The 20443-nt window shown below is 69.1% G+C and carries 15 protein-coding genes and 2 pseudogenes; 11 read left to right on the top strand and 6 right to left on the bottom strand.

Annotation, left to right across the window (positions count from 1 at the left end):
• The first annotated feature begins 33 nt into the window (after window positions 1-33).
• The 3 genes from AB0L95_RS02890 to AB0L95_RS02900 all read left to right on the top strand — a co-directional run bounded on the left by AB0L95_RS02890 (window position 34) and on the right by AB0L95_RS02900 (window position 5104).
• Window positions 34-1080: a GNAT family N-acetyltransferase gene (locus AB0L95_RS02890; protein ID WP_365155833.1), complete on the top strand. Its 1047-nt coding sequence runs from the start codon at window positions 34-36 to the stop codon at window positions 1078-1080.
• A 136-nt stretch (window positions 1081-1216) separates the two neighbouring features.
• Window positions 1217-3559 (top strand): methyltransferase, FxLD system, encoded by a 2343-nt coding sequence (gene fxlM, locus AB0L95_RS02895; protein WP_365155836.1) that lies wholly within the window; start codon window positions 1217-1219, stop codon window positions 3557-3559.
• 168 nt (window positions 3560-3727) lie between these two features.
• Window positions 3728-5104, top strand: a complete 1377-nt coding sequence (locus AB0L95_RS02900) for a glycoside hydrolase family 43 protein (protein ID WP_365155838.1) — start codon at window positions 3728-3730, stop codon at window positions 5102-5104.
• 86 nt (window positions 5105-5190) lie between these two features.
• On the opposite strand, the gene AB0L95_RS02905 is transcribed toward AB0L95_RS02900, so the two are convergent.
• From AB0L95_RS02905 to AB0L95_RS02915, 3 genes are all read right to left on the bottom strand, one after another.
• Window positions 5191-6099 carry a squalene/phytoene synthase family protein gene (locus AB0L95_RS02905; RefSeq protein WP_365155841.1) on the bottom strand — a complete coding sequence of 303 codons (909 nt, stop codon included), beginning with the start codon at window positions 6097-6099 and terminating at the stop codon, window positions 5191-5193.
• Window positions 6100-6292: 193 nt separating this feature from the next.
• Window positions 6293-8230, bottom strand: coding sequence for an FHA domain-containing protein (locus AB0L95_RS02910; protein ID WP_365155844.1), 1938 nt, complete (start codon window positions 8228-8230; stop codon window positions 6293-6295).
• Between the two features lie 256 nt (window positions 8231-8486).
• Complete coding sequence (locus AB0L95_RS02915; protein WP_365155847.1) at window positions 8487-10343, bottom strand: protein kinase; 1857 nt, start codon at window positions 10341-10343, stop codon at window positions 8487-8489.
• A 406-nt stretch (window positions 10344-10749) separates the two neighbouring features.
• On the opposite strand from AB0L95_RS02915, the gene AB0L95_RS02920 reads away from it, so the two are divergent.
• From AB0L95_RS02920 to AB0L95_RS02935, 4 genes are all read left to right on the top strand, one after another.
• A complete protein-coding gene (locus tag AB0L95_RS02920) occupies window positions 10750-11601 on the top strand; it encodes an IS5 family transposase (RefSeq protein ID WP_365155849.1) in 852 nt (283 codons plus the stop codon).
• A 692-nt stretch (window positions 11602-12293) separates the two neighbouring features.
• On the top strand, window positions 12294-12710 hold the full coding sequence (locus AB0L95_RS02925; RefSeq protein WP_365155852.1) for a hypothetical protein: 417 nt from the start codon (window positions 12294-12296) through the stop codon (window positions 12708-12710).
• 486 nt (window positions 12711-13196) lie between these two features.
• Window positions 13197-13808: a tryptophan 2,3-dioxygenase family protein gene (locus AB0L95_RS02930; protein WP_365156498.1), complete on the top strand. Its 612-nt coding sequence runs from the start codon at window positions 13197-13199 to the stop codon at window positions 13806-13808.
• Window positions 13809-13932: 124 nt separating this feature from the next.
• Window positions 13933-15387 (top strand): pyridoxal phosphate-dependent aminotransferase, encoded by a 1455-nt coding sequence (locus AB0L95_RS02935; RefSeq protein WP_365155855.1) that lies wholly within the window; start codon window positions 13933-13935, stop codon window positions 15385-15387.
• A gap of 5 nt (window positions 15388-15392) precedes the next feature.
• Here AB0L95_RS02935 and AB0L95_RS02940 read toward each other — a convergent pair.
• Together AB0L95_RS02940 and AB0L95_RS02945 are read right to left on the bottom strand one after the other, a co-directional pair.
• A pseudogene (locus AB0L95_RS02940) lies at window positions 15393-15571 on the bottom strand (IS5/IS1182 family transposase); the annotation flags it as partial.
• Window positions 15572-15663: 92 nt separating this feature from the next.
• Window positions 15664-16161: pseudogene (locus AB0L95_RS02945) on the bottom strand (transposase); the annotation flags it as partial.
• A gap of 117 nt (window positions 16162-16278) precedes the next feature.
• Between AB0L95_RS02945 and AB0L95_RS02950 the strand changes: the two are divergent.
• From AB0L95_RS02950 to AB0L95_RS02960, 3 genes are all read left to right on the top strand, one after another.
• On the top strand, window positions 16279-16560 hold the full coding sequence (locus AB0L95_RS02950) for a hypothetical protein (protein WP_365155858.1): 282 nt from the start codon (window positions 16279-16281) through the stop codon (window positions 16558-16560).
• A gap of 108 nt (window positions 16561-16668) precedes the next feature.
• Window positions 16669-17388: a hypothetical protein gene (locus tag AB0L95_RS02955; protein WP_365155861.1), complete on the top strand. Its 720-nt coding sequence runs from the start codon at window positions 16669-16671 to the stop codon at window positions 17386-17388.
• A 275-nt stretch (window positions 17389-17663) separates the two neighbouring features.
• The gene (locus tag AB0L95_RS02960) at window positions 17664-18872 is read left to right on the top strand and encodes a phospholipase D-like domain-containing protein (protein ID WP_365155864.1); all 1209 of its coding nucleotides are present in this window, start codon (window positions 17664-17666) and stop codon (window positions 18870-18872) included.
• Window positions 18873-19805: 933 nt separating this feature from the next.
• Here the strand turns inward: AB0L95_RS02960 and AB0L95_RS02965 are convergent.
• Window positions 19806-19976 (bottom strand): hypothetical protein, encoded by a 171-nt coding sequence (locus AB0L95_RS02965; protein WP_037952753.1) that lies wholly within the window; start codon window positions 19974-19976, stop codon window positions 19806-19808.
• Between the two features lie 139 nt (window positions 19977-20115).
• Between AB0L95_RS02965 and AB0L95_RS02970 the strand changes: the two genes are divergently transcribed.
• The gene (locus AB0L95_RS02970; protein WP_365155868.1) at window positions 20116-20289 is read left to right on the top strand and encodes a CsbD family protein; all 174 of its coding nucleotides are present in this window, start codon (window positions 20116-20118) and stop codon (window positions 20287-20289) included.
• Window positions 20290-20443: the final 154 nt, after the last annotated feature.

Genomic DNA, 20443 nt, shown 5'->3' on the forward strand with positions numbered 1-20443 from the left:
CTCCTCGCCCACATCACCCGAAGGAGGCGCCTCATGAATCGCGATCTGGCACACGCCGCCACGGTCGGCCCGCCCGCCACAGCCGGACCACCGGCGATCCGTACCCGTACGGCCGTGCCCTGCGACGCCGAGGGCATCGTCCGGCTGCGCTCCGCATACGTCCTCTCCGAGCCTCTGAGCGAGGAGTGGATCCGCCGGTGCACCGACGAGCTCGCACCGCGCCTGACCCTGACGGGGGACGCGCGGGCCTGTGTGATCGACGCCCCTGACGGCTCGATCGCCGCCTGCGCCCTCGGTCTGATCCACCCTGTGCTCCCGGGGCCGACGCATCCCAGGGGCCTGGCCGCCCGTGTGCAGATCGTCGCCACCCACCCCGACCTCCGGCGCCGCGGCTACGCGAGGACTGTGGTGTCGGCGCTGCTCGACCGGCTCCAGACCGAGGACGTCACGCTCTTCGAGCTGCACGCCGGCGCCGAAGCCGTGCGCCTCTTCCGGGAGTTGGGGTTCGCCGACAGTCCGGCGCTCATGCGGATGACACGCCTCGCCAACCCGGTCGAGCCGGCGCCCGGGAAAGGCGCTCGGGTCTGGCTGCCGCCCACGGAGTACGCCGAGACCGTCCTCAAGGCGACCGCCTTCGCGTGCGTCTACTTCACCGACGAGGACGACCGGCCCCTCCAGCTGCACTCCACCTACTCCCCCAGCCACCCCTGGCAGCTGGCGGGCGGCACGCTGGACCCGGGCGAACGCCCCTGGCAGACAGCGGTTCGCGAATGCCAGGAGGAGACCGGCCTCACGCCGGCCGGGCCGCCGCGGCTCCTGGCGACGGTGTACAGCCTGCCCGGTGCCGGATGGCCCTACAGCACGATCGGCTGCGTCTTCGACGGAGGCCGGCTCACCAAGGCGCAGATCCGCGGCATCGCCCTGGACGCCGACGAGCACGACGAGGCCCGCGTTCTGACCCTGGCCGACTGGGAAGCACTGATGCCGCCTCGGGACTTCGGGCGCCTGAGCGCCGTGGCAGAGGCCCGCCGCACCGGCACGGCCTCGTACTTCGACACCTGGGACTGGGACGACGAATGAGCACCGAGTGATCACACCGGCCGTACGACGAGCGGTACTCGGCGCTGCGAACAAAGCAGTCGGCCGCCCCGTGCGGACCCGTCGGACTGCCGTAGCCACGCCGCACCACCCGCCTTTCACGTACGAGGAGCGATCTGTGGGATACACCCGGGCCGAATGGTCCGCACACTTCAGCGAGGGCCGTGGGTTCGGGCCGCTGGGAGACGAGGAGAAGAGGCTGCTCGTCGAGCACGCTCCGGCGCCCGAGGGCGGCCGGGCGCTCGACGTCTGCTGCGGAGCGGGTGAGCTGGCCGCCTTCCTGGCCTCGCTCGGGTACACCGTCGACGGCACCGACTTCGCCGAGGGCGCCCTCGCGCGGGCCCGCGCGGAACACGCCGAGGTGGAGGGGGTGCGCTGGCTGTGTCTGGACGTCGAGCACGACGACCTGGCCGACCTCGCCGAGGACGGCTACGACCTGATCACCATGCGTCTGTCCGTCGCCTTCATCCACGACCGCGCACGGGTCCTGCGCCGCCTGGCCGCGCGGCTACGGGAGGGCGGGACGTTCGTCGTCATCACCCCCGTTGTGGAGAACACGCCCGAAGAGCGGCGCCGTATCGCCCTGGACGAGGACGAACTCGTCACACTCGCCGACGGCTTCCGGGAAGCGGCGCGGTTCGACGCTGCGGGCCTGGCGCTGCTGGTTCTGCGCGGCCCGGGCGGGTCGTTCACCACCGAGGAGAAGCGGCGACCCGACCCGCAGGCGGTCTTCGGGGCCGCGGTGGTCGTCACCGACCCGTCCGGGCGGGTCCTGCTCGGCCGCTCCGTCCGGGGCATGTGGGAGTTGCCCGCCGGGCGGATCGAGACGGGCGAGTCCGCATCGGCCGCTGCGGTCCGGGCGCTGGCGCAGGAGACGGGCCTGACGACACACGAGGCCGACGCCCACGTGCTCACGGTCCTCCACGACGATCGTCTCGACGTGCGCCGTATCACCACCGTGGTCCGCGTCACGTGCTGGGACGGCGAGCCCGGCCTGCCGGAGGCGCACCGCTTCTCCCGCTGGGAATGGCACGACCTGCACACCCTGGACACGCTGGGCAGGATCTTCGCGCCCTCCGCCCACGCCCTGAACGCGGTGTGGCCAGGGGTGCTGCCCGGGCTGCCGCCCATCCGCTCCTACCCGTGCGCCACCGCGGTCCCGCCCGTGCCGGGAGAGCCGGCCGAGGCCGTACGGCTGCGCGCACGGATGACCACCGCCGTGGTCGAGGGCGGCTGGGCTCCCTCTCCACAGGTCCCGGCCGCCCTGCGCGCTGTCTCCCGGCACCGGTTCGTCCCTGAGGTCCCCCTGGAGAAGGCCTACGACGACAACGGGGCCGTGCCGACCGTGAGGGACTCCGCCGGTGCCGCGGTCAGTTCGGTCTCGGCGGCCTGGCTGCAAGCCGACATGATCGAGCAGCTCCGGCCGACGCCGGGAACGACCGTGCTGGAGGTCGGGTCCGGCGGGTACAACGCGGAGCTGCTCGCGCACGTTCTCGGGGAGCACGGCCGGGTCGTCACCGTGGACATCGACCCCTACGTGGTGCACCGCACGCAGCGGCTGTGCGCGGAGGCCGGCAGCGGCCGGGTCACCGCCGTCCTCGGCGACGGCAGCCTCGGCGCGCCCGCCCACGTCCCCTCCGGTGGCTTCGACGGCGTGATGATCACGCACAACGCGGCGGACATCGCCCCGGCCTGGCGTGAGCAACTGGCCGACGGGGGCCGCCTGGTCGTCCCCCTGCAGATGGGCGGCTACACCCGCTCCGTCACCCTGGTCCGGCGCGGCGACATCCTGCACGCCGAGCACTGGACGTACTGCGGCTTCGTACGGGACCGCGGCGCCGCCGCCCGCACCGCCCCGGCCGTCTCCCTGGCCGACGGCGCGATCACGGTCCGGTGGGAGGACGGCACCCCCGGCGGCACCGACGGTCTCGAGGACGCCTTGCGCGCACCACGGCATGAGCTCCCCACCGGACTCGTCGTGGCGGCCCGGTTCAACTTCGAGACGCTGCAGATCTACGCCGCGACCGTCCTGCCAGGATTCTGCCGTCTGACCGTCCCGGACGGATCCGGGCTTGTGGCGCAGCAGGACGCGGCCGCGATCGTGGCCGAGGGCTCCCTCGCGTATCTGACCTATGTCACGGTCCGCGACGCGCCGGAACTCGTCGACCGCCGCTCGGAGTTCACCGTCCACGCCTACGGTCCGACCGGACCGGATCTGGCCGAGCGGTTCGCCGAGTGTGTGCGGGACTGGGACCGGCACGTGCGCGAAAGCGGCTACCCACCCCTGACCGTCCACCCTGCCGCGACCCCCGACGACCGGCTCCCGCCCGGCGACGTACTCGACAAACCCGCCTCCCGGCTCGTCTTCCCGTGGCCGGGCCGTACCGCGTCCGGGACAGCTGCTCAACGTTCCGCATCTGGGCCGGGTGACGAGCCACACCTGCTCCAGGCATCGAGGTAGGCCCGTGGATCGGCGTCAGTCCCGTCCCACAGGAATCACCAAAGATGACCGAGACGATTGACGCGCACATGCCCTATCCCTACCTTCTGAACGGTCGACCGAACTCTGTTCGATATACCGAGCATCGCCGTTGCCCTCAAGGTCCCCCCCACACCCCCTGGAGCGCGCATGGCCACCTCCCGCCGTCGGTTTCTCGCTCTCGCGGCCGCCACCCCCCTGGCCGTGACCGGCACGCTGAGCCTCGGGGCCGGGACCGCGCAGGCAGCCGACTCCGCCTACGTGATGTCCTACTTCACCGAATCGACCAGTCTCGGCGACGGCACGGACTACGGCCTCCATCTGGCCGTCAGCCAGGACGGGCTGGAATGGACGCCGCTGAACCGGAACAACCCCGTCGTCACCCCCACGGAGGGCGACCTCGGGCTGCGCGACCCCTTCATCCTGCGCAAGCAGGACGGCACGTTCGTCGTCCTCGCCACCGACCTCAAGGGCACCGACTGGACGTACGTCAGCCAGTACATCCACGTCTGGTTCTCGACCGACCTGTGCACCTTCACCGGCTACCACCGGCTGAAACTGCACGACATGAACACCCACGCCTGGGCACCGGAGGCGTTCTGGGACGCGGGCCGGGGCACGTACGCGGTGATCTACTCGGCCGTCAACGACACCGCCCACAACGTCATCATGGTGAACCACACCACCGACTTCCTGACCGCCTCCGAACCGCAGGTCTTCTTCGACCCGGGCTACGACGTGATCGACGGCGACATGGCGGTGGGTGTCAACGGCGTCAACTACCTCTACTTCAAGAAGAACCAGACGCTGGTGGGCGCGCGTTCCACGTCGCTCGACCCCGGGAGTTTCACGGAGTTCAGCACGGCCGTCGCGCACGGCGGCACCGAGGCCCCCGAGCTGGTCAAGTCCCTGACGTCCGACAGCTGGTACCTCTACGGAGACACCTACACACCCAACGGCGTCTTCTACGTCTGGCAGTCCGGGGATCTGTCGACGGGCACCTGGACCGCGCTCGACCAGAAGACCTACACCCAGCCGGTCAACTCCAAGCACTGCGGCATCCGCGCGATCACGTCGGCCGAGTACGCCAAACTCCTGACGTACTGGGGAACTCCGAGCAGCAACCGCCTCAAGTCGTACAACCACCCAGCCCGTTACATCCGCCATGCCGACTTCGTCGGCCGCGTCGACGAGTACCCCATCGACCCGTATCTCGACTCGGAGTGGACACTGGTCCCCGGCCTCGCGGACTCGACGGGCGTCTCCTTCCAGTCGGTCAACTACCCGACGCGCTACCTCCGCCACTACGACTACCAGCTCCGCCTGGACGCCGGCGACGGCACGTCCACGTTTGCGGGTGACGCCACCTTCTACCGCACACCGGGCCTGGCGGACTCGGGGTGGACATCGTTCCGGTCGTACACCCACCCGACCCGCTACATCCGCCATGCCGACCACGTACTGCGCATCGACCCGATCTCCATGGCCACAGACCGGCAGGACGCGACCTTCCGGGTCGGGTACTGACCGCGGGAGGCAGGGCCCTACGGCTTGACGGCGCCCGGGTATGCGGCGCAGCAGCGACAACGACAGTGCGGGCGACGGCACAGCCGTCAACGCCCTGTGCGAACCCTCCGGCGAGCACCCAGCAGCACCCGTAGCGTCGCCGGCAGCGGCGGCCTCGCCGAGCCGCGCAGCAACCTGGCACCACGCGCCAGCGCGGCATCGGCGGTCAGCAACTCGACCTCGATCAGTGCGCCCAGCAGCGGGCTGCAGGGAGCCGGAGCCAGGGCGGGCAGTTCCCTGGCCGCTTCCAAGCTCCTGCGCGCCTGCCCGACCTCATGGGCCACCAGCTCCCGCACACCCGGTACTTCGCGCCCTGCGGCCACGTCCTCCAGCGTGAGGGAGAAGTGTTCCAGCGTCTTCGCCGGGATGCCCGGCCGCCCCTCCCGCAGGTCCTCGGCGATGTCGTTGACGAAGTCCAGCCGCTGGCTGCCGTCGATGAACGTCCGGCACGCCGCCCGATACGGTCCGTCGTCGGCCTCCGGCCCCACCAACGCGCCCACCAGCATGAACGCGGGCAGTGAATAGGCATCCACATAGGCCTGGTAGTCCGCCTCGTCGAGGAATCCGGTGAACTCCAGCTCAGCCGTCGCAGTGGACAGATACTCCTCCACCGGCCCGCGCAGCCGCGGGTGCTCCGCGATGGTGTGAGCCAGTGTGCTGAGCAGCGGATCACTGCTCACTCCTGTGTCCAGCACCTGACGCACCTGCTGTTCCCAAGACGCCCACAGCGCGGCTCGCTGCGCCTTCGGCCCGGTGTCCAGGAGGTTGTCCCCGTGGTGCATCACGGCTGTCGCCGCGACCACATGGGGCAGCATCGGCCGCGGCAGCAGTAGCTGAACCGCCAGGTATGAGGTGCGGCGGTAGCGCGACACCAGCCGGCGCTGGGCGTCGTAGTCCCTTCGCAGCGCCGGTGCCCGGATCCCCGCAGCGTCCAGTCCGTCTTTCCACGCGTTCATGGCTCGATCGTATGAGGATCCCGATCAGGTGTGTGGCGTCGCCCGCGAGGGTGACGCCTTTGATCGATCCGGAGGCGGCGGCGAGACCTGGTGAGCGCGGCGGATCGCGGAAGGGAGCCCGGATGTGCGGGGCCCCCTTCTTCCATGGCGCCACGGGAGGTGAACCTTCGGCCTCAGGGACGAAGTGCCCGCATCACGCCGGGTCGAGCGCCCCCGGCTGACGTGAGTCTGCCGCCTGGCCGATGATGCGCGGATCGACGGGGCGTCCGACGAAGACCGGGGCGTCCGACTGGTAGAAGATGTCGATGTCGGCCTCCTCGCCGCCGACGATCAGCGTCTCCCAGGCGCCGCTCTCCTGCAGGGTCCGCAGGGTCGACGGGGCGAGGGCGGACAGGTGGCTGCGCAGTTCCTCGTCGGTGGGCATTCCGGGGAGGCGAGGGGCGAGGCGCTCGCGGATCGCGCGCATGCGGTCCAGCAGGTTGTCCAGATCGGACCGCTCGTCGTCGGGTTCGGCGACGACCCGGTCTCCTTCCATGCTGTCGGCGATGATGTCCTTGATCGCACGGGTCACGCCTCGCTCGTCGGTGGTGACCATGGCGTTCCAGGCGCGGCTCTTGTGCCGGTACTGGAGCATGGACATCGCCGCCTCGTGCCGGATGAAGTCGGCGTCGCGCAGCGGACGGCCCTGCCAGACCCGGCTGAGCGAGCGGGCGAGGGAAACGGCCGAGGCGAGGCCGCTGTTGAGGCCGCGCCCGGGCCAGAAGTGGATGGCGTTGGCCGCGTCGCCCAGCAGGAAGCCGTAGGTTCCGGGGGTCGTGGCGGTGGGGCGGGTGAGCTGGGCCGTGAACCGGGGGCGCTGCACCATGTCCAGCCGGAACGAGGTGATGGCGCTGAGGTCGTCGGCGGCGACGCCGAACAGCCGCAGACCCTCCTGGATCCGCTTCCACAGCGGCGAGCTGCGCAGCAGGGCGGGCAGGAACAGGGTCCCATGGGTCGGGCAGACGAACTCGTTGTCCTCCTGACGGCTCATCAGGCAGGGCCGGGCCGCGACACACTCCTCGAAGACCTGCCGCACCGGGTCGATGCCGATCACGCTGCCGGCCTCCTCGCGGGTCAGCCTCATGTTGAGGAAGCCCTCGCCACGCAGCGAGTTGAGCAGGAACCGGTTCTGCGCCACGGTGAGCAGGACGCTCATGGGGTCCGAGAGCCGGGACTTGACCCGCAGTCCCAGCACCAGGTCCTGAAGGTGCTCCCCGTCGAGGGAGTAGATCGAGGAGTCGGCCGCGCCGAAGCTGTCCGCGAAGTGCTCTCGGGTGCGCGACCGGCCGCCCTCACCGATCACCAGGACGTGTTCCTGGGAGAGTCGGTGCTGCTGCTCCGACGGATCGAACCGCTTCGGCACCAGGCGGATCGCGGACTTGGCGTTGGCCAGCTCCAGCAGCTTGTCCTCGATGTAGGCGATCCGGATGTTGCGGGGCGGGCGGCCCTCCACGGAGTCCGGTCCCAGGGGCCACATCTCGGAGAATCCGCCCGCGTCGAACAGCGCCGACTGCATCTCCTCGGTGAGCGCGAGGTACTGCCGGCTCTGGACGGTGACGACCTGCTGACGGCGGACGTTGCCCTGGGTCTCGTCCTTCCAGACCACGGTGGAGCCGTTCCTGATCCACCGGCCGTCGTAGACGGTGATGGACACCCTCCCCGACAGGGCGTCGTCCAGCAGCAGGGCGAAGGCGAGGCCGACCGGGCCTCCTCCGGTCACCGTGACCCGCAGCTCGCCCGGGTTCGCCGACGCATTGGCGCGGGGCAGGTCGAGCTGGGAGAGGTCGATGACCGTCTCCACGGCCTCCTGCGTCTCGAAAAGGAAGGTCTCGTCACCGATGCGTATGGAGTCGCCGGGCGCGAGTACGTGACGGGTGACGCGCTGGTCGTTCACGAAGGTGCCGTTCTTGCTGCGGTCGTAGAGGACGTACGCGCCCTCCTCCGCCACGATCTCGGTGTGCAGGCGGGAGGCACTGACACTGACGATGACCACATCGTTGTCGCTCTTGCGTCCGAACCGCAGCGGAGCGCTGCCCAGAACCACGCTCTGACCGGCGAAGGGACCCGTGCGTCCCACGATGACCGACGACACAGAAACTCCTTGCGAAAGTCTCGGGTGCGGCCAGAGGAACCGCACCCTGCGGTTGATCCGCTACGAGGGTGAGAGCCGTACGTCACTCCTACAGAACTCCGGCCCAGCAGCTCTCACTTGACCGGTGATGTCCGAGTCGGCCCGGAAGCGGTCCAACTCGTACTGGTTGAAGTATGGCGGACGCGCGGGAATGCCTCGGTTGCGCGGCGCCGGCGTTGACGCCCCCTTACAGCACCAGCCGCCCGTCATTGCAGCACTAGCCGCCCGTCGTCGCGTCGCATGTCACCGAGAACGGCACCACGTTGGACACCGCTTCGAACGGCGAGCGGATCTCCACGGCCATCTTGCTGCTGAGCGTTCCGGTCTGCGCATACGTCGACAGCCGCACCGTCTCCTGATGGGTGCGGGGACCGCCTTCCGGGAACGCCAGCGTCCGCCACTGCTGGTCGATCACGGACCCGTTCGTCGAGACCCACCGGTACGAGAACTGGAAGGGCAACTGGGACACCTTGAAGGTCGCGGTGAACCAGGGAGCCTGCGAGTCCGCCGGGGGGCAGTCTCCGACGTACGTGGTCGCGCCCCCCTTCACGGTGACCGCGACGGGCTGCTTGGCGGTGTGATCCGACCCGCCGCTCGCCGCACCGGAAGCGGCGGCCTGCGCCCGTCCGGTGGGCGAACTGCTGCCCTTGCGGCCATCCCCGTCGCCACCGAGTCCATAGACCAGGCCGCCGACGAGGAGCGCGAGCACGACCGCTCCCGCCGCAGTCGGATATCCGAGGCGCCGGCTCCGCCGCGTGGGGCCCTGCCCGGACGCTTCGGCGCCCTCTGGTTCGAGCGCCGCAGAGGTACCGGCGGCTGTGGACACCCCCGACGTCCCCGGCGCCCCCGCCTGTCCGGCCCCGGCGGAACCGGGAGGCACGGGCTGTGCCGGGGCGCTGGGGGCGTGGGTGCGCGCCGGGGCCGTGGGCATGTCGACCGTGGCGGTGGGTGAGTCGACCGTGGGTACGTCGACCGTCGCGGTAAATGTGTCGGCCGTGGGTACGTCGACCGTCGCCGCGGAGGTGTCTGCCGTGTCCCTGGCCTCCGTGGCGCCTTCCGGGACAGACGATGACGCCGAGACGGCCGCCGCCCCGGTCATGGCCGTGTCTGCGGCCGTGGCCATGGCCGTAGGCACGGTCTCCCCGAACGGGGACTCGGCGGTGGGCAGCTCTTCGGTGGCTGCTACGGGCAGTGGGGCGGACGGCGTGGCCGTGTCGGCGCCGGAGACGGCGTCAGCACCGGCCAGGCGCAGCTCCTGCTCGGCCTGTTCGACCGACATCCGAGCGTCGGGGTCCTTACGCATCAGGCCTTCGATGACGGACATGAGGGGTCCGGCCCGATGCGGCGGGGGCAACTCGTCGTCGACGACGGCGCGCAGAGTGGCCAGCGGGGTGGTCCGGCGGAAGGGCGAACGGCCCTGGACGGCCGTGTAGAGCAGCGCCCCGAGGGACCACAGGTCCGACGCGGGGCCGGGGTTCCGGCCCAGTGCCCGCTCCGGCGCCAGATACTCGGGCGAGCCGACGACCTCGCCGGTCAGCGTCAGCGCGGAGTCCCCCTCCACGGTGGCGATGCCGAAGTCGGTGAGCACCACCCTGCCGTCGTCTGCGAGCAGGACGTTGGCGGGTTTCACGTCGCGGTGCAGCACACCGGCGCCATGCGCCGCGCGCAGCGCGGCCAGCACGCCGGCACCTATACGCGCGGCCTCCCGCGGTGTGAGGGCACCCTGGGAGCCGATCACGTCGGCCAGCGACCGGCCGCGGACGAACTCCATGACGATCCAGGGTCGGCCGTCGTCGGTGGCGACGTCGTGGACGGTCACGACACCGGGAGCACTGATGCGCGCCGCCGCCCAGGCCTCCCGCTCCAGGCGGGTGTACATCCGCTCGACCTGCGCCGCGGCCAGTCCGACGGGAGGGCGTACCTCCTTGACGGCGACCTCGCGGTGCAGTACCTCGTCACGAGCACGCCACACGGTACCCATACCGCCCTCGCCGAGAACGGCCAGCAAACGGTAGCGACCGGCGACCAGCCGTTCGGCACCCGCGTCCGGCGACGCCGTGTTCTGTTGTGGCATGAGGGCCGTACTCCCTGTCCTGTGCGAACGGCCGGGGAGTGGCGACGCTCCCGTCCGATCCGTGACCTGCCGGGGCGGCGTCCCTTCGGTTCGGCCGCGGCCGGACGCATTCCGCCGGTGTGGAAGCACCGACGACGCACCACGCCGCCGGCCGCGAAGGACACAGCCCCCGGACAGTATGATCAAACACCTGACGTTCGTGAAGTGCGGACCGGGGTCGACCATCAGCCGGCCTGCCACCGCAGCCCCATGCCCACGTCAGCCGACCAAGGGGCTTGCAAAGGGACGGCTAAGACCGACCGGCAAATGGTGAGGTCGAGCGTTCACCGACGGCCCTGGTTGTGAGACAGGCACGAGCCTGAGTGATCATGGAGGTCTCTACGCTCAGCAATCACTCGGAGGGCTCGTGCCTGCGATCCCATCTTGCCTGCTGGAGCCCCTGTGGGACCAATTCGCTGCGTTGCTGGTTGCGCGGGATGGGTATGCGGAGGGACACCCGTTGGGGTGCCACCGGCGACGTGTCCCGGACGGCGTCGTCTTCGATCACATCGTGCTGGCGTTGGTCCACGGCTCCGGATACGAGCGGATCGCCACCCCGGGCTGCTCGGACCGCAGCATCCGACGCCGCGTCAAGCAATGGGCTGAACTGGGGATATCCGAGCCGGCTCACGCTCTGGCGCTTGAGGCGTACGACCGCGTGATCGGCCTTGGGCTGACCGAGATCTCGGTCGACGGGTGCATCGCCAAGGCCCCCTCGGGTGGAGAGAAGGCCGGCCGCTCGCCGGTCGACCGAGGCAAACAGGGGCTGAAGCGCTCGGTTGCCTCCGACGCCTGCGGCGTCCCGCTCGGGATCATCTCCGACGGAGCCAACCGCCATGACTCGCCACTGCTCGGACCCACCTTGGATGCGGTGAAAGAGCAGGTCGGTGTATTGCCGCAGGCCGTCAACATCAACCTCGACCGCGGCTACGACAGTAGCAAGTCCCGTGCTCTGCTGGCCGAGTTGGGCTTCACGGCCGAGATAGCACGCAAGGGCGTACCGGCCCCGATCCAGGCCGGCAAGCGCTGGGTGGTCGAGCGAACGCACTCGTGGATGAACGACTACGGCAAGCTGCGGCGCTGCACCGAAAGGAACGGCAAGGTCGTGGACTTCTACCTTTACCTCGCCGCGGCCCTCGTCACGCTCCGCATGCTGATCCGCCGAGCGACGAACCTCTATCGCTGGGACGACCGCCCCACCACCCGACGCCTCAAGTGATCCATTTGCCGGTCAGTCTTAATGGACGTTGGACCTGCACCATGCTGCGGTTGCCCGCGGCGGCAGGCCCGACCTCGTGCCCGGCGCCGGGAACACGCGGCTGTCAACGTCGCTCTGGGAAGCCCGTGTGTTCCGGCGTCGGGCCACTACCTGAGCTGGCTCGTCCCCGCGCTGCTCATCCTGACGCGCCTTGTGTGCCGTCACACGAGGCGCCGCCGTCGGCCTGCACCCGCCATACAGCACCTCGCCGCAGTCGAGGACGCGCGGTTCGCCGCCTGTGCCACCAGATCACCCACGCTCGACAAGGGGGAGATCAATGACCACCACCAGCGGGTACACCCTGGCGGGCAGAGAAACAGGCCCCGCTACTACGCGCTTGTTCCGGCAGACACGGCTGAGCGGGTGGAGTGGCGCGAGCAGCGTCACGTGCCGTTCGCCGAGTGCCTCGCCCATGACTCCTACGTCGGCGTGCCCCGGCCGGGCATCAACAGCCCCGCCCTCCACACCGGTCATTGGTGCGTGCTGATGGATCAGCCCGGGACCCTGTGCGTCGCCGAAGCTGTGTCCCAGCTCGTCTCCGGACGACGCCTCTTCGTGTGCGGGAGGCGGGCGTGGACAGTGAGCAGCCCCAGCCTGCCGGCCCCGAGACCACAGCGTCAGCCGGCCGACTCGGCAGCCCTGGAAATACTTCAATGACGGCATTGGACGCCGAGGAGATCGCGCGGTTGCACCGGCTGGTCGCCCTGGAGACACCGGCGGGTCTGTCCCGCGAAGCGGACACCGGTCAGGTCTGCGTCTGGTGCGGCCACCCGACGGACCAACTCGCCGTGCCCATGAGGCCGGTGCATCCGGAGTGGAAGGCATGCCCGTCCTGCTGCACGGTCCGCGTGAACTGGTTCTCCACCTGGTACGACTGGCACCGCCACGCCGGTGACTGCGTCCCCTGCCGGCAACGGCTGGACGTGACCACGTTGGCCGTGCCCCTGGTCTGGGAGGGGCAGTCCTCGCCCCAGCTCGGCTACGCCCATGTCGGCAGGAAGCCCGGGCTGCTGCGGCTCCTGCGGGAGACGGATGTCCCTGAAAGGGGGATACGGCCGCAGCCCGGATAGGGAAGTTCCGTGGGTCTTCTGATTTCGGTAGATGTTAAGGGTAACCAGGATGCCTTCGCATGACACGGGCGGTGGGCCGCATGTCAGCTTTGTCGATTGACCCTTCCTCTCACCAGCCGTCGCGGCACCAGCGCGCCGCAGGGGCCTCGATCTTCGACAGCGCTCTCCGGCCCGGGAGGAAGCGAGGAGGTCGCCCGCGGACGGCTCACAGCACGACTTGCAACGTCCCAACCGCCCTGACGGGTTCGCGGTGGCCTGAGAGCGTCGGCGCCACCGTCCTTCCGTAAGACCCCGTCAGGCCAGGAACCGCCAGGGGCCAGCCCGGTAGCCACGCACCCACGACGTACCCCGAGCGGGCATACGGACCGACCCCCGGACCAGGCCTGGAAAACCTGCCGAGACTCTGTTCCCACCCTTTATGCCACTCCACCGGCTCTGACGGGCCGATTGGATCACCACTCACGAATGAGGAACCCTGTGGCCGGGATGTATGACAGCTATCTTCAGCTGCCGACGCTGCTGTCGCTTCAGTCCCCCCGGGCCGATGCCCTCGGTGTGGCTGTGCACGACTCCGAACTGTATTTCATCACCGTCCACCAGTCCGCCGAAATACTCGCCCAGCAGCTGCTGACCGACCTCGAAGCAGTCGCCGTGTCCGCCGTGGATGGCAGTGCGGACTGGAAGGAGATCAACACGCGGCTCCGGCGCGCGATCTGCCTTGTGGCGCTGCAGCGTGAGCTCCTGCGGGCACTCGACCACCTGCCCAAAGAGCATTTTCTTGCCTTCCGGCCCCTGCTCGGCACGGCGAGCGGGGCTGCCTCCGCGCAGTTCGCCGCGCTCTTTGCCATGTTCGGTACCGACGGCCACTCGGGACGCTGGCCCCTGGCCGCCGACGGCGACCGCCCTGCGCCGGCGCAGATCGAGGAAGAGATAGGGGCTCTGCGTGAGGAACTGCGGATGTGGCAGCTCTCGCACGTTCAGCTCGTCGAACGCATGATCGGTGACGCGCCGGGTACCGGGGGGAGCGCAGGCGCCCGGTGGCTGCTGTCACGGGTCCTTTCGACTCCCCGGGTCCACAGCGGTGCAGGTCACAGATGAACCCCTTGGACACGACGGCACGAACCGCGGCCACCGCGTCGGCCCGGAACCGAGCACGGCCGACAGGGCCGCACGCGGGGGACAACCGACAGTCTCCGACCTGCAACGCCGGCCCGTGGGAGCGATGATGCACAAGCTCGATGACATTGCCGGCTGCGAGGGGACCCCCAACCCCTACGACGATGTCGCCCGCCTGCGCCACTACGCCGCGGGCGGCCGGGACCTCGGGCAGGCGATCTACCTGAGTCTCGGCGAGACGTGGACCGAGGTTGCACCGGGACTGCGCGCGGCCCTCGCGGGCGCGATCCCCGCCTACGCCCACGGCTACATCCTCAGCCCCTACGGGCTGCCCGCGCTCCACGAGGTGCTGCGTGACTACATCAGCGCCGATCACAGCCTCCATGACGTGGCCGTGATCGGTCGCGACTACGAAGTAGCGGTTTCGCAGAGCAGCACCCGTAGCGCCATGTTCCACTTCGGCCGCTTGCTGCTGGAAGAACAACAGGCCGGACCGGCTGTCGCCATCTGCTCGGCCCCGGGCTGGGACTATGCCGGAATCTTCGCCCCGCTAGGTTTCCAGATCCGGCCGTTTGTCCTGTCCAGGGGCCGTGGTTTCCAGCCCGACAGCGTTCAGGTGGAAGAGGTGGTACGAGAAGCCCGGAGGACCACCCGCGGGCCTGTCCTGCTGGCCCTCAACGCCCAACACAACCCGACCGGCGCGAACTGGGACGAGCACACGGTGCGTGCCATGATCCAAACAGCGAACGACTACGACGTGGCCCTTCTCGTCGACGATGCCTTCTACGCCGTCCACGATCCGGGCCACCCGCCGACACCCACCCTGCGCATCCTGCTGGAGGAGACCGGCATGCGCTGCGGACTGCCTTCCCCCCGCTGGCTCGCCGTGCGCTCTTTGGGCAAACAGTTCCACTGCAACGGCTGGGGTATTGGCGCGATGACCGCAGCACCGGACACACTGGCCCAGTTGCTCACCCGTCTTCTGCCCCAGCACACCTACGTCAGTGCGGTCCCCCTGCAAGCCGCCATGGCCGAATGGCTGCAAACCCCTGCCAGTGCGCAGTACCTTGAACTCCAGCGCCACGAGTACGCCCAGAAGCGCCAGGCCCTGACCCAGAAGCTCACCCAGGACCTTGGATACCCCAATGACGCGGTGTTCGCCGGCGAATGTGCAAGCTTCCTGATCGCGAAAGTCCCACCCTGGTATGAAGCGGACGCCCCGGCTGTCGGCTCCGACTACCGCGGCTACTGCTTGGAACGGGCCGGCGTCCTGCCCGGCGAGGCCCACATGACCACACCCGGCCAGCAGCCCGGCACCCGCGACGACTACATCCGTGTATTCCTCGGAGCACCCCGACACACCCTCGAGGAAGCCCTCGACCGCATGCAGGCAGCTGGCCTCACCTGGAACGGCCGCCCCCACACCCGCACCACAGCCGAAGGAACGCCCGCTCACACACCGGCCCTCACCGGATCCATCCATCCGCTTGCCGGTATGCCTCTTCCGCGGTCACCCATGCCCAGCGAATCATCGTCCGAGCGAGCTGGGCTGGCTTCGTAGTCGTGGGCAAGGCGCCGATGGCCGGTGAGCCACGAGAAGGTGCGCTCCGCCGCCCACCGCTGCGGCTGGACCTGGAATCCGCGCTGCTCGGGGTCCATGCGGACGATCTCCACACACGGCCGAGGACCCGCGCGGCCGAGTCGACCAAGCGACCGGCGAAGCCCTGGTCCGCCCAGATTTTCCGGACGCACGGGTGGTCGAGGCGGGTCCACAGCAGCGGGTGCCTGGCCCCATGGGCGTGTACGGAACTTTGTGCAAGACTGACCGGCAAATGGATCACTTGAGGCGTCGGGTGGTGGGGCGGTCGTCCCAGCGATAGAGGTTCGTCGCTCGGCGGATCAGCATGCGGAGCGTGACGAGGGCCGCGGCGAGGTAAAGGTAGAAGTCCACGACCTTGCCGTTCCTTTCGGTGCAGCGCCGCAGCTTGCCGTAGTCATTCATCCACGAGTGCGTTCGCTCGACCACCCAGCGCTTGCCGGCCTGGATCGGGGCCGGTACGCCCTTGCGTGCTATCTCGGCCGTGAAGCCCAACTCGGCCAGCAGAGCACGGGACTTGCTACTGTCGTAGCCGCGGTCGAGGTTGATGTTGACGGCCTGCGGCAATACACCGACCTGCTCTTTCACCGCATCCAAGGTGGGTCCGAGCAGTGGCGAGTCATGGCGGTTGGCTCCGTCGGAGATGATCCCGAGCGGGACGCCGCAGGCGTCGGAGGCAACCGAGCGCTCCAGCCCCTGTTTGCCTCGGTCGACCCGCGAGCGGCCGGCCTTCTCTCCAGTCGCCATATGACCCCCGGATGCACGGGAGTTGAACCCGCGGTGACACCAGTGAGGCGATGTGGCGGAGTGAAGGGAGGGACCTTGACGCGTGCCGCTCTCGATTATGTTGAGGCCGTGCGGACACAGCGGCAGTCAGGGCCCGCCTTCGGCACCACCCCGGGCGCCGTCCACACCGACAGCGAGGAGGCCGAGGTCCAGCGGCGCAACCACCGCGAGCTGATGACCGCGCTGTCGGAGACCAACCTCCGTGTGAACAAGGACCAGTTGCTGTCCACGGGCATACGGCCATCAAGGACTGGATGGTGCGCGCCCACTCCGGCGTCGCGGCCAACTCCGTCGGCACGCAGAGCAGTTCGCGCTCGATCGGCGGCCTGGTGCTCGGGCAGGCCCAGGTGATTCCCGGTGAGCTGACCGGCACGGCGCGCTACGAGCGCCACAACATCGGTAGCCGCCGGCGACCACGCCTACATCAGCGGCGAGAAACTCCGCTCCGGCAGTCCGGAGGTGAAGGCCGCCCTGTCCCGGCAGGGCCGCTACGGCGAGATCGCCCAGAACATGCGGGTCAAGGAAGTGCGGATCTCCGACACCGAACGGTTCGTGATCTGCCACAACCCCGAGGCCGCCACCCGGGACCAGCACATACGCGAACAGCTCGTTGCCCAGCTCACGACCCTGATCGAAGACACCGACAGCCTCAGCGAGTTCAAGCGAGGCGAGCTCCGAGGGAAGATCGCCGGCAAGCCCGGCCTCAGCCGCTACCTCCGCACGACAACGGCCGGCAAGCTCCGCATCGACACCGCGAAGATCAAGGCCGAGGAGAACCTCGACGGCAAGTATCTGCTGCGATGCTCCGACCCGGACCTGTCCGCGGAGGACATCGCGCTCGGTTACAAGCAGCTCCTCGAAGTCGAGCGGGGCTGGCGGGACATGAAGCAGATCATCGACCTGCGGCCCGTGTATCACCCCCTTGAGGAACGCATACGCGCACACGTCGTCCTCTGCTGGCTCGCTCTGCTGCTGATCCGCATCACCGAGACCACCACCGGCGGGACCTGGACGACCGCCCGCCGCGAACTCGACCGGCTCCACCTCGGCACGTTCACCGGCCCCACCGGCCTGTTCCGGCAGGTCACCGCCCTCACCAAGACCCAGACCGACCTCCTGGCCAAGCTCGGCATCCCCACACCGGAGCAGATCATCGCCCTCCAACCCGCACCCCGCTGACCAGCACGAACAGCAGCGCCTAGAGAAACGTCTCTCAGGCGCCCTCACCCATGTCCGCGCAGGTCAGGCCCCAGATTCGTGACTCTAGGCCGCTGAATTACGCGGAACCCAGGGGGTGACATCCTCAGCAAAGACTGTGCGGCTGGCGTCGCGGTGTCGGTGGGCTCGGTCCAGGCAGACGGCTGGAGTGCCGCGGTGCCGGCCGGGAATGTGGTTGTTCGGGCTCGCCCAGCGCCCGTGACGTTCTGTCTTCATGGTCCAGTGGGAGATTCGGCGTGATACTCGACGGCATACCGGCACCCCCTGCGCGCGACACCGCGCCTGACGCAGCAGCGCGCAAGCAGCGCCTACGCCGTCGCCTGGAGCGACTGATCGGCGTGGCCGCCACCGAAGGCAATGACCTGGTACCCCTGCGCAACGGTGACGAGATCTTCCCCGCGATGCTCGGGGCGATCCGTTCGGCTCGGCACACCGTCGACATGATGACGTTCGTGTATTGGCGGGGTCAGATCGCCCACGACTTCGCCGTCACTTTGGCCGACCGCGCCCGCGCGGGGGTGCGCGTGCGACTGCTGCTCGACGGCTTCGGCGCCAAGGAGATCGAGCGGCGGCTGCTGGACCTCATGAGCGCCGCGGGCGTGCAGGTGGCCTGGTTCCGCAAACCCGTGTGGCTGTCACCGTTCAAACAGAACCACCGTTGCCACCGCAAGGCCCTCATCGTCGACGAACACACCGCCTTCACCGGCGGCGTCGGCATCGCGGAGGAATGGAGCGGCAATGCCCGCAACCCTGCCGAGTGGCGCGACACCCACGTCCAGGTGCGCGGCCCGGCCGTGGACGGCATCGCCGCCGCGTTCGCGCAGAACTGGGCCGAGTGTCATGACGAACTCTTCGATGACCGCGACCGTTTCACGGAACACCCGCAGGCCGGCTCGTCGGTGGTGCAGGTCGTGCGCGGCTCCGCAAGCATCGGCTGGCAGGACATGCAAACCCTCATCCGGGTCATGCTCACCTCCGCCGAGGAACGCTTCCGGCTGGCCACCGCCTACTTCGCCCCCGACGCCTACTTCATCGACCTGCTGTGCCAGACCGCACGTCGCGGCGTGCATGTCGAGATCCTGCTGCCCGGCCCCCACACCGACCAGCGCGCCTGCCAGCTCGCTGGTCAACACCACTACAGGCGTCTGCTGCAGGCCGGCGTGCACATCCGCCAGTACCAGCCGACCATGATGCACGCCAAGATCATCACCGTGGACTCGGTCGCCTCTCTCATCGGATCCACCAATTTCAACCGCCGGTCCATGGACCACGACGAAGAAGTGATGCTCGCCGTCCTGGACGAGGAGTTCACTGCCTCCCTCGACCGCGACTACGAGGCGGACCTGCGCCACAGCGTGGGCATCGAGCTCACTCGATGGAGACGACGGGCAGTGCTGCAACGCGCCAAGGAAGCCGCCGTCACCCCGTTCCGGCGCTTCCTGTGAGCCGACCGGCACCCTGGCACAATGGCGAACCGCAGGATCCGCGCGAGCCAGCCAGCGCCGCACGCGTGAAGCGAAGACACGCCGTACCCGCGGTCCCACAGACCGATCGCCCTCCCGACAGCACGCGAAAGCCGCTCACCGGGTCGGTTCCAGGGCCGGTCGGCGGGGCCGCTCGGCCCCAGGTAGGCGCCCCCCCTGGCGACCCTGCCGCAGAACGAGACGTAGCGCACTGCGAGTTGCCGCATCTGGCCGCTGAGAACCGGAAACGGCCTCGGTCACCGGTGGACACGCTGCCGCGACGGCCCACCGCATGGTCGTCCGCGACCTTGCTCACCGCGGTCCATGCCCAGATCTGTCAGGTCAAGCCGGCCCGCACGGGCGGCGTTGAGGGCGGGGCGCGTACAAGAAGCCGGCCTCGTGGTGCAGGAGCCCTGGAGGAGAAGGCCCCGCCCCTGCCCGGCTCTGAGCCGCTCTCCGCATCCAGGTATCGAAGCACTGTTACGTCTCCCCAGGGTCAGGCTTCGAACGGAAGCCGACGCTGAAAGGCAACGGGAGGTCCGTACGGGCGTGGTCGGGGCTGCGACGGATCAGCTCGGCCGTGGTCGCTTTCTATCTGGCCACGTCCGTAGCCGCGTCCCGGTCGCCGGCCACTGCGTCCGGGAGTCGCGCCACGGGACCTCCGCGCGTCGCCGCAGCCCGGCTGGGCGCACGGCCGCCGGTAACGCCGGGGCGGGGACACGGCAGGAGGTCGCGCGGGTTCCATCGCGCGTGCGTGTCCCGCCCCCGACTGCAACACGCCTACCCCGCTGCCGTTTTGGACACCTATGGGCTGTACGGTCTCTTACGTCCCAGGTCGCCTCACGTCCGGCATGCGCACGGGGCCCGGCCGTCATATCGGCCGGACCCCGTGATGAAGGCGCGCTGCGGGTCAGATCACCATCGGTACCAACGACCTCGGCCGCCACCGGCGGTGGTGGAGCGCATGACGAAGCCGAGAAGCCACAGCACCAGGACGGCGACGGCGACCCACCAGAGGATCTTGATGGCGAAGCCGGCACCGAAGAGGAGCAGTGCAAGAAGCAGAACAAGCAGCAGGGGAACCATGTTTATCAACCTCCTGCACGTTCGTCTGCCCTGCAATTCCGTCGCCATTCACCGACTACGCTTTGTTTGTGAAAGGAACGCCGGGGCACAAGCGGGTTACCGCGACAGCGGCACACCAGCTATCAGGAGGTACTCTTCCATGACTGCCGGCGAGAAGGCCAAGGCAAAGAGCGAGCAGGCCGAGGGCAAGGCCAAGGAAGCCGTGGGAAGCGCCATCGGAAACGACCGTGTGGCTGCTGAGGGGCAGACTGAGAAGAGCACGGGTGATGCCCGTGAGGCCAAGGAAAAGGCGAAGGACGCGTTCAAGCACTAAACCTGCGTTCTCCACCGAGAATTCGAAAGGGGCCTGCCCGGCGTGACTCCGGGCAGGCCCCTTTCGACGGATTGCCGAGGGCGGAACACGCAGGCACTGAGTCTCGCCTCAACTGCTCATCGACCTTCTCACCCGCCACCATGCCGACGTTTTC

The sequence above is a fragment of the Streptomyces sp. NPDC052036 genome, assembly GCF_040680495.1.
GTDB lineage: Bacteria > Actinomycetota > Actinomycetes > Streptomycetales > Streptomycetaceae > Streptomyces.